Here is an 11,036-nt window from a genome sequence, read left to right as displayed (position 1 = left end):
GCCCGAGAGCGCCAGCGAGGCGATCACGTCGGCCAGCAGCAGCGCGATGGCCAGCGCCAGCAGCCAACCGGCGAGCGGGGTTTCCTGCGGGCGGCTGAGGCCCTCGACCGGCACGGTGTCGGGCCAGGCGGCGGGCTGCAGCACCCTGTCGGGGGTGACCACGTTGCGGGCGAGGCTGCGCTCTTCGCCCTGGTAGAGGCCGGGGCGCAGCTCGGGGCCCAGATCGCCGGTCAGCAGCGCCTCGCCGGGCACGCCCGGCAGGGTGCCGGCATCGACCACCGCGCCGAAGCCGTCGAGCACGCGGATCGGCTGCCAGATGGTGCCGGCAAGCTCCTCGGGCTCGGGGGTGGCGGGCATGGCCGAAATCGCCAGCCGCTCGAGCATCTGCACGAAGAGCCCCGAGAGCGGCAAGGTCGACCATTCGGCGTTGGCGGTGACATGGAAGAGCACGACCTGCCCGGCGCCGACCCGCTTGCGGGTGACCAGCGGCGTGCCATCGCTGAGCTGGGCAATGACCCGCTCGGCCAGCGTGGGGTCGGGCTGGGCCATGACCTGGCTGGTGACGGTCACGTCCCCGGGGATGGCCAGACCTTCGAAGGGGCTGCCTTCGGGGAAGGGGGCCAGGGATTTCGGCTCGCCCCAGCTCATCGCGCCGCCGACCGAGCGGCCACCGGCGCGCAGGCGCACCGGCATCAGCGGGTCCTCGCGGTCGCGCGAGACATCCGAGGCGGCAAGCCGCGGCCCGGCGAAGCGCAGCAGCGTGCCACCCTTCTCGACCCAGTCGGCCACGCCCTCTGCCTCGCCCGGGCCGAGCGTCGCCACGTCAGCCAGCACGATGACATCGGGGTTGGCGGGCAGCACTTCGGTGAGCGCGCCGTCCAGCAGGTCGACATCCTCTTCCAGCGCCTTGTGCAGGTAGTAGAGCGGCGAGAGCAGCTCGAGCCCCTCGCGGTTCTCGTTCCCGGCGATCAGCGCGACCTCGCGGCGGCGCAGGCTGTCGTCGGGCAGGCTGACCGCCCCGGCGCTCCGGGCGCCGTCGATCTCGAAACGGGTGATGCGGGCGCGCAGCTCGGCCGGCAGCGAGAGGTCAAGCTCGCCCTCCGAGGCACCCTCGGCGAAAGTGATCGGGGCGCGGACCAGCACGGTCGGATTGCCGGCCGGATCGAGCCCATGCGCGGCAATGGAGATTTCGCGCTCGGCCCCGGCATGCAGGCGGCGCGCCGTGAGTTGCACGTGGCCGTCCGCGAAGGCAGGTGGGAGCACCGCGGTCAGGTTGCGCGGGCTTTCGAAGACGGTGACCTGCCCGTGGTCCATCAGCGCGTTGAGCATCGGCTCGCGGCTGTCGCGGGCGAGCCCGTCGGACATCCAGTAGCTGTCGAAATCGCCCTCGGGCAGCATCGACAGGGCGCGGGTGACATGCGCCTCGCCCGGCTCCCAGGGTTCAGGCTGCAGGCCGCTGAGGCGGGCGCGCAGCACGGCGGCCTGCTGGAATTGCGGCACCTCGGGTTCGGTCAGGCGCAGCACGGCGACCGGGCGCGCCTCGCGCTCGGCGCGGGAGAGCAGCGCGTCGAGCGCGGTCTGCCGCGCGCGCCAGTCGGCGGCGGAAGACCAGCTCGCATCCATCACCACCAGCAGCGGTCCGGTTCCGGCGGCCTCTGCCTCGTCCTCGGGGTTCAGGATCGGCCCGGCGAGGCCGATGATCACCGCCGCCACGGCCAGCAGGCGCAGCAGCAGCAGCCACCAGGGCGTGCGGTCGGTGACCTGGTCGTCATCCTTGAGGCCCAGCAGCAGCACGACGCCGGGAAACAGCCGGCGGATCGGCGCCGGGGGCACGGCGCGCAGGATCACCCAGAGCACCGGCAACGCCAGCAATCCAACCAACAGCCAGGGGGCGGTGAAGCCCAGGGGGCCGAGAACCGTCATCCGTGCCCTCCGTCCATCGCGCGGTAGACCCAGAGCAGGGCGTTCTGCGCGCTGTCACTGGTATGATGGCACAGAAATTGCCAACCAGTTAAGCGAGATAGGTGGTCAATCCGGGCTTTTCTCTCGGCCAGGCGCTCGAGATAGCGTTCGCGCAGATCGCCCGCCTTCAGGGTCTCATGGGCCAAGGTCTTGCCAACGCTTTCGAAAATCGTACGACCTTTGAAGGGGAAGGTCTCTTCCGAAGGGTCGAGAACCTGCAGCAGAACCCCGCGCACGCCGCGGTCGGCGGCCTTCGTCAACGCAGCCTCCATCGGGGCAATGTCGCCGAGGAAGTCCGAAACGAACATGGCGCGTGCATGGGGGATCATGCCGCGCGCCTCGGGCTCGGAGTAATCTTCGTCACCATCCTTGGTCAGTGCCTCGGCGAGGCGCAGGATCTGGATATCGCCGTTGCGCGGCGGCAGGGACCAGCCGGTGAAGCCCACCCTTTCGCCGCCGCGGATCAGCAGGATCGAGGTCGCAAGCGCCACCAGCCGGGCCCGGTCGCCCTTGGTCGGCAGGTCTTTGTGCGAGGAAAAGCGCATTGAGGCGCCGGAATCTACCCAGAGCTGCACGCTCTGCGCGATCTGCCACTCGCGCTCGCGCACGTATTGCTCGTCGCCGCGGCCCGAGCGGCGCCAGTCGATCGAGCGGTAGGTGTCGCCGGGGCGCAGCGGCCGGTATTGCCAGAAATCGTCGCCGAGCCCCGACCGCCGCCGCCCGTGCTCACCCAGCAGCACGGTGCCCGCGAGGTGTTCGGCACGGGCCAGCAGGGCCGGGAAACGGGTGGCCTCTTCCTGCGCGCTCTTGCGGAGCTGGGCGACGGGGGTGATCAAGCGGCAGCCTCGGAGGGCTCCAGCGTGCTGCAGACCTCGTCGATGATGCTGCCCAGATCCTCGCCGCGGGCGCGGGCCGAGAAGGTCAGCGCCATGCGGTGCACCAGAACCGGGCGGGCCAAGTCCATCACGTCCTCGGGCGAGGGGGCGAGCCGGCCCTGCAGCAGGGCACGGGCGCGCACGGTCAGCATCAGCGCCTGCGCGGCACGCGGGCCGGGGCCCCAGGCGACGGTGTCGCGCACGCGCGCGGAAGAGGAAGGATCGGCGGGGCGGAACGCGCGCACCAGATCGAGGATCATCTCGACCACCGCATCGCCCACGGGCATGCGGCGCAGCAGGTGCTGCGCGGCGATCAGAGTGGTGGGATCGAAGACCTGATGCGCCTGCGCCTCCTCGGTGCCGGTGGTGGCGAGCAGGATGTCCTTTTCGGTCTTGCGGTCGGGATAGGCCACGTCGATCTGCACGAGGAAGCGGTCGAGCTGTGCCTCGGGCAGCGGGTATGTGCCCTCCTGCTCGATCGGGTTCTGCGTGGCAAGCACGTGGAACGGCAGCTCGAGCGTGCGGGTCTCGCCGCCGATGGTCACCGATTTCTCCTGCATGGCCTGCAGCAGGGCCGATTGCGTCCGCGGCGAGGCGCGGTTGATCTCGTCGGCCATGAGAAGCTGACAGAAGATCGGACCGGGCAGGAACTTGAAGCCGCGGCTGCCATCGGTGGCGGTCTCCAGAACCTCGGAGCCGAGGATGTCGGCGGGCATCAGGTCGGGGGTGAACTGCACCCGGTTGCCGTTGAGCCCCATGACCGTCGACAGCGTCTCGACCAGCCGGGTCTTGCCGAGACCGGGCAGGCCGATCAGCAGCGCATGGCCTCCGCAGAGCAGGGCGGCTAGGGTCAGGTCGACGACCCGTTCCTGCCCGATGAAGCGCCGGGTGATCGCCGATTTGGCTTCGGCGAGCTTTATTTCCAGCGCCTCGATCTCGGCGACCAGGTCTTCGGACATGGGGGAGACTCCCTTGCGTAAATCCTTTACCGAAGCGAGTGTATCGCGGGGGTGAAAAATGGCAAAAGCAATGCGCACACAAAATTACGTGACACCTTCGGCTGACGGCATTGCTGCTGCAGCACGCGCCGCTTCGGGGCAGGGCCTGCCGCCGGTCGAGCGCTGGAATCCGCCCTTTTGCGGCGATCTCGACATGCGGATCGCCCGCGACGGCACGTGGTTCTACCTCGGAACCCCCATCGGCAGGTTCGAGCTGGTGAAGCTGTTTTCGTCCATCTTGAGGAAAGACGGCGATAAATATTTCCTCGTCACCCCGGTCGAGATGGTCGGAATCACCGTCGAGGACGTGCCTTTCGTCGCCATCGACTTCGAAGCGGAGGGGGAAGGCAGCACGCAGGTGCTGACCTTCCAGACCCATGTCGGCGACTTCGCCGTCGCGGGGCGGGAGCACCCGATCCGCGTTGTGCGCGATCCCGAGACCGGCGAGCCCGCGCCCTACATCCTGGTGCGGCGCAACCTCGAGGCGCTGATCGACCGCAAGAGCTTTTACCGGCTGGTCGAGCTGGGCGCGCACCACGATCACGACGGCGCGCGCTGGTTCGGCCTGTGGTCCTCGGGGGAGTTCTTTCCGATGATCCCCTCGGAGGAGCTGGAGGTCTGAGGCTCAGTCGCCGAGCTTGGCATGCACCTCGTCGAGGTCGATCTCGCCGGTCGGCAGCTTGTTCGCCGGATTCTCGACATCATATCGGAAGAGCTCGAAGTCGCGCTTGTAGATCTCGTAGACCAGATGCATCGACAGGTCGTCGAAATAGTCTTCGACGGGATGCGCGCGCTTCGGCCCGTGCCCCTCGGATTCGTTGAAGCGGGGGATGGCCGAGAGGTCGACCGGATGCCGGGTCTGCACCCGGTCCAGCACACCCTGCATGCCCTCGTCGAATTTCTCGGTCCAGAAGATGCTGTCGTAGCGCCCGCCGCCCGCGATGAAGGTCGAAACATGCCCCGAGACCGCCGACCAATGGATGTCGGGGTCCATCGGGCGGCGCCAGCGGATGGTGTCGCGGGCAAACAGCAGAAAGCGGCGGAAGGAGCGGATCTGGTCGAACTCGTCCTTGCCGTCCGGCCCGCCGACCTCGATCCCGTATTTCTGCACCAGCAGCGGCACGAGGTTGCCACGGTAGCGGTTGCCATTGCGCTGGATGCCGCAGATCTTGTCGAAGAAGCTCGACAGGATGCGGCTGTAGGGGTTGCGCACGGCGGTGAAGGCATAGGCGCCGCGGGTCTTCACGTTGGCGCGGATCGGGTTCTGGCTCTCCTCGCGGGCCCATTTGTGCAGGCCCTCGGTCGCGTCATGGATGTCACCGTCGTAGAAGGTGCCGTGGTCGGCGTAGTACATGATCTGGCCGATGGTCGAACAGGCGCATTTCGGCACAACCCGATAGACCATGCTTTCGCTTTCGGTCATCCATGTGCCCGGAAATCCCATACCGCCCGCTCCTCGTACCGCCCGGCTTGTCGCGGGCTCCCTCTGCATGCAAAAAAGCAAAAGACATCGGCCTGTTCAATGTCTTCGCCGGGGTAAAGGTGAAGAAGCGGGCGAAAATTGGGCGGACCTGATCCTTTGGCGAAGATTGCCTTTATATTGCTGTGCCACAAGGATCCCGAGGCGATCATCAAGCAGGCGCAGAGCCTGACCGCCGTTGGCGACTGCATGGCCATCCACTTCGATGCCAGCGCGCCGCAGGCCGATTACGACCGCATCCGCGCGGCGCTCGAGGACAATCCCAATGTGACATTCGCGCGGCGGGTGAAATGCGGTTGGGGCGCCTGGTCGCTGGTGCAGGCGACGCTGAATGCCTTGGAGGCAGCGCTCGAGCGCTTTCCGCGCGCGACGCATTTCTACATGGTCTCGGGCGACTGCATGGCGATCAAATCCGCCGAATACGCCCACGAAAGGCTCGACGCGCGCGAGATCGACTACATCGAGAGCGTCGATTTCTTCTCCTCCGGCTGGATCAAGACCGGCTGGAAGGAAGAACGGCTGATTTACCGCCACCCCTTCAACGAGCGCACTCAGACGCGGCGGTTCTACGCCATGTTCGAGCTGCAGAAGCGGCTGGGGCTGAAGCGGAAAATCCCCGCCGATCTCGAGGTGATGATCGGCTCGCAATGGTGGTGCCTGCGGCGGCGCACGGTCGAGGCGATCCTGCAGTTCATCGCCGGGCGGCCCGACGTGCTGCGCTTCTTCCGCGGCACCTGGATCCCCGACGAGACCTTCTTCCAGACGCTGGTGCGGCATCTCGTTCCCGGGTCCGAGATCGAGAACCGAACGCTGACTTTCCTGATGTTCTCGGACTACGGGATGCCGGTCACCTTCTACAACGACCACTACGACCTGCTGCTGGCGCAGGATTACCTCTTTGCCCGCAAGATCAGCCCCGGTGCGCTCGACCTGAAGCGGCGGCTCGCGGTGCTCTATTCCTCCGAGCGGGTGACGTTCCAGATCTCGGGCGAGGGGCGCGCGCTCTACAGCTTCCTGACCGAGAAGGGCCGCGACGGCCACCGCTTCGCGCCGCGCTTTTGGGAGACCGAAAGCACGCTCGGCCGCGAGCGCGAGCTGCTGATCGTGGTCAGCAAGAAATGGCACGTGGCCAAGCGGCTGATCGGGCGTATCCGCGAGGCGACCGGGCTGCCCTGCATCGACTACCTCTTCAACGAGGAGAGCTGCGAATTACCCGACCTCGGCGGCGTCCAGTCGACCATGGACAAGCGCCACCGCCACCGCCGCGCGCTGATACGCATGCTCTACGACTATTACGGCTGCGACCGGTTGGTGATCTGCCTCGATCCCGGCAACCTCGACCTGATCGAGGATTTCTGCCGCGACCGCGCCAGCACCCGGCTGCTGCAGATCGACTGCGCCTTCTCGGACGCGTTCCTCGCCGGGCACGCAACCCGCATCGGGTTGGCGGGGGAGCGGACATCCGAGACGGCAATGGCGCGGCTGCTGCCGACGATCCGCAACGACTTCCTCCACGAGAGCGACGCTTTGCGCGACGCGCAGCTTCCGGACCACTTCCACCTGCGCGAGCTTGATCCGTGCGAGGCGCAGGTGCAGGCAGTGGCGCAATTCCTTTCGATCTCCCCCGAGCTCGCGCGGGAGATCGTCTCCGACGACCAACTCTATTCCGATTGAGGGTTCCCATGGCCTACAGCTACGACGACCAGAACATCTTCGCGAAGATCCTGCGGGGCGAGATCCCCAACGACACCGTGCTCGAGACAGAGCACAGCCTCGCCTTCCGCGACATCCGCCCGCAGGCACCGACCCATGTGCTGGTGATCCCCAAAGGCGCCTACGTCTGCTACGACGATTTCGCGCTGAACGCCTCGGACGCCGAGATCCTCGACTACACCCGTGCCATCGGCAAGGTCTGCGAGATGGAAGGCGTGGCGGCGAACGGCTTCCGGCTGATCTCCAACGCCGGGGAGGAGGGGGTGCAGGAGGTGCCGCACCTCCACGTGCACATCCTTGCCGGCCGGTCGCTGGGTCGGATGCTCGAGCGCGGCTGAGCCATCGCGCCGCCGCGCGAGCCATGCGGGCGGGACCGCCTCAGGCGGGCGTATTTTCAAAGAGAAGAGGGCAAGGGCGCGGCGCTCCTGCCGGAGCTTCGCAGAGAGGGCGGCGCCGGGATCGGGCGGCGCCCTCTTGGTTGTCAGGCGGCGGGGCGGCTGCGGGTCAGCTCGAGGAAGACATCCTCGAGGTCGGCCTGCTCGGTGCGCACATCGCGCAGGCGGATGCCGCGTTCGCGCACGAGGGTCAGCACATCCTCGGCCGAGGTCTCGCGGGCATGGTAGCTTAGCGCGATCAGTCCGCCCTCGCGGCGCTCGGCCTTGATGCCGGGGGCCTCGGGCAGCACCTCGGGCATGGTCTCGGGGGTGATCACCATGGTCTTGGCGTCGATATTGCCCAGCAGGTTCGCCGTGCTGTCGCGCGCAGCCACCTCGCCGTGGTTGATGATGGCGATCTCGTCGCACATCTCCTCGGCCTCCTCGAGGTAGTGGGTGGTGAGGATGATCGTCATGCCGCGCTCGCGGTTGAGCCGCCGCACGTTGCGCCAGAGCATCTGCCGCAGCTCGATGTCGACGCCGGCGGTGGGCTCGTCGAGCACGAGGATGTGCGGGTTATGCACCAGCGCCTTGCCGAGCAGCAGGCGGCGGCGCATGCCGCCTGAAAGGGTGCGGGCATAGGCCTCGGCCTTGTCCTCGAGGCCCACCAGCTCGAGGATCTCGTCGGTGCGGCGGTCGCGCTTCGGCACGCCGTAGAGCCCGGCCTGCACCTCGAGCGCGCCGCGCGGCGAGAAGAAGGGATCGAGGTTCAGCTCCTGCGGCATCACCCCGATCGAGGCCCTCGACTGGCGCGGGTTGCGGTCCTGGTCCCAGCCCCAGATCGACACCTTGCCGGCGCTTTTCACCACCAGCCCGGCGAGGATGTTGATCAGCGTCGACTTGCCCGCCCCGTTGGGGCCGAGGAGGCCGAAGATCGAGCCCCGGGGCACGTTTAGGTCGATGCCTTTCAGCGCCTGCTTGCCGCTTGCGTAGGTCTTTCGCAGCCCCTCGATGCGGATCGCGTCATCACTCATGCCGAGCCTTGCTCCCGTGCCTTACTTGTCTCATAACGCAGGTAGTGCAAAGCCAGTGAAAAGGGAACCGGAGCATGGCCACCGAGGCGCCCGAGACCAAAATCGTCGACAGCTACCGCATCGCCTGTGACGGCGGCGAGGGGGCTCTGGGACACCCGCGCGTCTGGCTTTCGCTGCCGCATGAGACCGGCGTCGTCGAATGCCCCTATTGCGATGCGCGCTACGTGCACAAGGATTTTGAGGGCCGGGATTTCGAGGGCAAGGTCTGAGCGCCCGACGGGCCATCTGACCCCGGTTCATGCTCGCCGTCTTTCTCAAGGTATTGCCGTTCTTCGCGCTGATCGGCCTCGGCTACGGGGCCGCGCGGATCCGGTTCTTTTCCGAGCAGTCGGTGGCGGCGATCACCCGCTTCGTCTTCTATTTCGCCCTTTCCGCGATGCTCTTCCGCTTTTCCGCGACGCTGTCGATCTCCGAGATCTTCGATCCGCGCGTGGCTTCGGCTTATCTGTTCGGCACCGCCGCGGTCTATGCCGTGGCGACCGTGGTGGGCCTGCTGCGGCGGCAGGATGTGCAGACCACCGCCATCGAGGCGCAATGCGCGGCCATCGGCAACACCGGCTTTCTCGGGGTACCCATGCTGGCGGTGCTGCTGGGGCAGGCGGCGGTGGGGCCGATCATCCTGATGCTGTCGATCGACCTCATCGTCTTCTCGACGCTGCTGGTCATCCTCGTCACCGGTTCGCGTGAAGGGCGGCTTACGCCCGCCACGCTGAAGCGGGTCGGGCTGGGGTTGGTGCAGAACCCGATGATCGTCTCGATCGCCGCAGGGCTCTGCGTGTCGGCATCGGGGATCCCCTTGCCCGCGCCGGTCACCGAATTCCTGACCATCCTCGGCAATGCCGCAACGCCGGGCGCGCTTTTCGCCATCGGTGCCTCGCTGGCCTCGAAGAGTGCCGAGCGGCTGGCGGTGGCGGGCTGGCTGAGCGTTTGCAAGCTGGTGCTGCATCCGGCCCTTGTCGGCATCGGCGCCTTCTTCCTCTTCCCGGTGACCAGCTACCAGGCGGCGGTGATGGTCTCGGCGGCAGCGCTGCCGGTGGCGGGCAACGTCTTTATCCTGGCGCAGCATTACGGCATCGCGCCGCAGCGGGTCTCGGCGGCGATCCTGATCTCGACCGTCGCGAGCATCGTCACCGTCAGCGCGGTGATCGCCTGGGTGCATCCCTGAGCCACAACCCGTCTTTCGCTTGCGCGGCGGCGCCCCGACAGGGTAGCCCTTGGGCCGAACCGGAACCGGCGCAGAAAACCCAGACAGGAGTGCCCATGGAAACCAAATCCAAGAACCGCTGCTTCGGCGGCGTGCAGGGCGTCTACAGCCACGCCTCCGAGGCCTGCGCCTGCGACATGACCTTCGGGCTCTTCCTGCCCGAGATCGCCAAGGACATGGAGGTGCCGGTGCTGTGGTATCTCTCGGGGCTCACCTGCACCCACGAGAATGCCATGACCAAGGCCGGGGCGCAGGCCTGGGCCGCCGAGGCGGGCGTGGCGCTGGTCTTCCCCGACACCTCGCCGCGCGGCGAGGGCGTGGCCGATGACGAGGCCTATGACCTCGGCAAGGGCGCGGGCTTCTACGTCAACGCCACCGAAACGCCCTGGGCGCCGCATTTCCGCATGTGGGACTACGTGGCCGAAGAGCTGCCGGCGCTGATCGGGCAGGAGTTCTCGGTCGACATGGAGCGGCAGGCGATCACCGGACATTCGATGGGCGGCCATGGCGCGCTGACGCTGGCCATGTCGCTGCCGGGGCGCTTCCGCTCGGTCTCGGCCTTTGCGCCCATCGCCAACCCGACGCAGAGCGATTGGGGTCGCAAGCAGCTCGGTGCCTACCTCGGCGCGGATGAAACCAAATGGGCGGCGCATGACGCGACGCTGCTGATGCGCGAGAAAGGCTTTGACGGGCCGGTGCTGATCGACCAGGGCGGCAACGACCAGTTCCTGCACCTGCTCAAGCCCGAGGCGTTGGCCGAGGCGATGGCGGCGAAGCGGCAGGCGGGCAGCTTCCGCACCCAGCCGGGCTATGACCACAGCTACTTCTTCGTCTCGACCTTCATGGAAGAGCACGTCGCGTTCCACGCCGAGGCGCTCTACGCGTGACACTCTATATCGACGCCGATGCCTGCCCGGTGAAGGAGGAGGCGGAGCGCGTGGCGACCCGCCACCGCCTGCGGATGGTGCTGGTGTCGAACGGCGGGTTGCGCCCATCGCGCAATCCGCTGGTCGAGGTGGTCACCGTCGCCGCCGGGCCCGACGAGGCTGACATGTGGATCGCCGAGCGCGCGGGCAGGGGCGACGTGGTTGTGACCAACGATATTCCGCTGGCGGCGCGCTGCATCGAGGGTGGCGCGCGGGTGCTGCGCCCGGATGGCGAGATCTTCACCCCCGGCAATATCGGCGCGCAGCTGGCGATGCGCGACCTGATGCAAGATATCCGCGCTTCGGATCCTTTCTACCAGAGCGGGAAAGGCCGGAGCTTTACAAAGAATGACCGCTCCCGTTTCCTAAATGCTCTAGAGCGCGAGGTGCGCGCTGCAGGGGACTAGGAA

General features: G+C 67.3%; 12 protein-coding genes. 7 read left to right on the top strand and 5 right to left on the bottom strand.

All coding sequences use genetic code 11. The features are described 5' to 3' along the window. The 3 genes from CLG85_RS18830 to CLG85_RS18820 form a co-directional block, all read right to left on the bottom strand. The coding region (locus CLG85_RS18830; RefSeq protein ID WP_260349843.1) for a BatA domain-containing protein at positions 1 to 1,923 on the bottom strand (1,923 nt) is incomplete at its 3' end. Further along, positions 1,920 to 2,798, bottom strand: coding sequence for a DUF58 domain-containing protein (locus CLG85_RS18825; protein ID WP_095884381.1), 879 nt, complete (start codon positions 2,796 to 2,798; stop codon positions 1,920 to 1,922). The genes CLG85_RS18830 and CLG85_RS18825, both read right to left, overlap by 4 nt. Continuing rightward, positions 2,795 to 3,796: an AAA family ATPase gene (locus tag CLG85_RS18820; protein ID WP_260349842.1), complete on the bottom strand. Its 1,002-nt coding sequence runs from the start codon at positions 3,794 to 3,796 to the stop codon at positions 2,795 to 2,797. Before CLG85_RS18820 ends, CLG85_RS18825 begins: the two co-directional genes overlap by 4 nt. Positions 3,797 to 3,866: 70 nt before the next feature. Here CLG85_RS18820 and CLG85_RS18815 point away from each other — a divergent pair, with 70 nt between their 5' ends. Next, entirely contained in the window at positions 3,867 to 4,457 is a 591-nt protein-coding gene (locus tag CLG85_RS18815) for a DUF1285 domain-containing protein (RefSeq protein ID WP_095882286.1), read from the top strand. A 3-nt stretch (positions 4,458 to 4,460) separates the two neighbouring features. On the opposite strand, the gene CLG85_RS18810 is transcribed toward CLG85_RS18815, so the two are convergent. Then, positions 4,461 to 5,279 (bottom strand): sulfotransferase family protein, encoded by an 819-nt coding sequence (locus CLG85_RS18810; RefSeq protein WP_095882285.1) that lies wholly within the window; start codon positions 5,277 to 5,279, stop codon positions 4,461 to 4,463. 135 nt (positions 5,280 to 5,414) lie between these two features. On the opposite strand from CLG85_RS18810, the gene CLG85_RS18805 reads away from it, so the two are divergent. Both CLG85_RS18805 and CLG85_RS18800 read left to right on the top strand, forming a co-directional pair. Further along, entirely contained in the window at positions 5,415 to 6,989 is a 1,575-nt protein-coding gene (locus tag CLG85_RS18805) for a DUF5928 domain-containing protein (RefSeq protein ID WP_095882284.1), read from the top strand. Between the two features lie 8 nt (positions 6,990 to 6,997). Next, on the top strand, positions 6,998 to 7,366 hold the full coding sequence (locus tag CLG85_RS18800) for a histidine triad nucleotide-binding protein (protein WP_095882283.1): 369 nt from the start codon (positions 6,998 to 7,000) through the stop codon (positions 7,364 to 7,366). Positions 7,367 to 7,509: 143 nt separating this feature from the next. Here the strand turns inward: CLG85_RS18800 and CLG85_RS18795 are convergent, their stop codons facing one another. Beyond that, on the bottom strand, positions 7,510 to 8,436 hold the full coding sequence (locus CLG85_RS18795; protein WP_095882282.1) for an ABC transporter ATP-binding protein: 927 nt from the start codon (positions 8,434 to 8,436) through the stop codon (positions 7,510 to 7,512). A 74-nt stretch (positions 8,437 to 8,510) separates the two neighbouring features. Between CLG85_RS18795 and CLG85_RS18790 the strand changes: the two genes are divergently transcribed. The 4 genes from CLG85_RS18790 to CLG85_RS18775 all read left to right on the top strand — a co-directional run bounded on the left by CLG85_RS18790 (position 8,511) and on the right by CLG85_RS18775 (position 11,033). Continuing rightward, positions 8,511 to 8,705 carry a zinc-finger domain-containing protein gene (locus CLG85_RS18790; RefSeq protein ID WP_095882281.1) on the top strand — a complete coding sequence of 65 codons (195 nt, stop codon included), beginning with the start codon at positions 8,511 to 8,513 and terminating at the stop codon, positions 8,703 to 8,705. A gap of 29 nt (positions 8,706 to 8,734) precedes the next feature. Further along, positions 8,735 to 9,661 carry an AEC family transporter gene (locus CLG85_RS18785; RefSeq protein ID WP_095882280.1) on the top strand — a complete coding sequence of 309 codons (927 nt, stop codon included), beginning with the start codon at positions 8,735 to 8,737 and terminating at the stop codon, positions 9,659 to 9,661. A 95-nt stretch (positions 9,662 to 9,756) separates the two neighbouring features. Next, entirely contained in the window at positions 9,757 to 10,587 is an 831-nt protein-coding gene (gene fghA / locus CLG85_RS18780) for an S-formylglutathione hydrolase (protein WP_095882279.1), read from the top strand. Continuing rightward, a complete protein-coding gene (locus tag CLG85_RS18775) occupies positions 10,584 to 11,033 on the top strand; it encodes a YaiI/YqxD family protein (RefSeq protein WP_095882278.1) in 450 nt (149 codons plus the stop codon). The genes fghA and CLG85_RS18775 overlap by 4 nt, the downstream gene beginning before the upstream one ends. Positions 11,034 to 11,036 lie beyond the last annotated feature (3 nt).

Source organism: Alloyangia mangrovi (assembly GCF_002300555.2).
GTDB classification, from domain to species: Bacteria; Pseudomonadota; Alphaproteobacteria; order Rhodobacterales; family Rhodobacteraceae; genus Salipiger; species Salipiger mangrovi.
This window is presented reverse-complemented; position numbering and strand designations above follow the sequence as displayed.

Bases quoted from the DNA above. Each gene is read 5' to 3' on its own strand.
- CLG85_RS18820 (WP_260349842.1), bottom strand. From the start codon at position 3,796: ATGTCCGAAGACCTGGTCGCCGAGATCGAGGCGCTGGAAATAAAGCTC.
- CLG85_RS18815 (WP_095882286.1), top strand. From the start codon at position 3,867: ATGCGCACACAAAATTACGTGACACCTTCGGCTGACGGCATTGCTGCT.
- CLG85_RS18810 (WP_095882285.1), bottom strand. From the start codon at position 5,279: ATGGGATTTCCGGGCACATGGATGACCGAAAGCGAAAGCATGGTCTAT.
- CLG85_RS18800 (WP_095882283.1), top strand. From the start codon at position 6,998: ATGGCCTACAGCTACGACGACCAGAACATCTTCGCGAAGATCCTGCGG.
- CLG85_RS18795 (WP_095882282.1), bottom strand. From the start codon at position 8,436: ATGAGTGATGACGCGATCCGCATCGAGGGGCTGCGAAAGACCTACGCA.
- CLG85_RS18790 (WP_095882281.1), top strand. From the start codon at position 8,511: ATGGCCACCGAGGCGCCCGAGACCAAAATCGTCGACAGCTACCGCATC.
- CLG85_RS18785 (WP_095882280.1), top strand. From the start codon at position 8,735: ATGCTCGCCGTCTTTCTCAAGGTATTGCCGTTCTTCGCGCTGATCGGC.
- fghA (WP_095882279.1), top strand. From the start codon at position 9,757: ATGGAAACCAAATCCAAGAACCGCTGCTTCGGCGGCGTGCAGGGCGTC.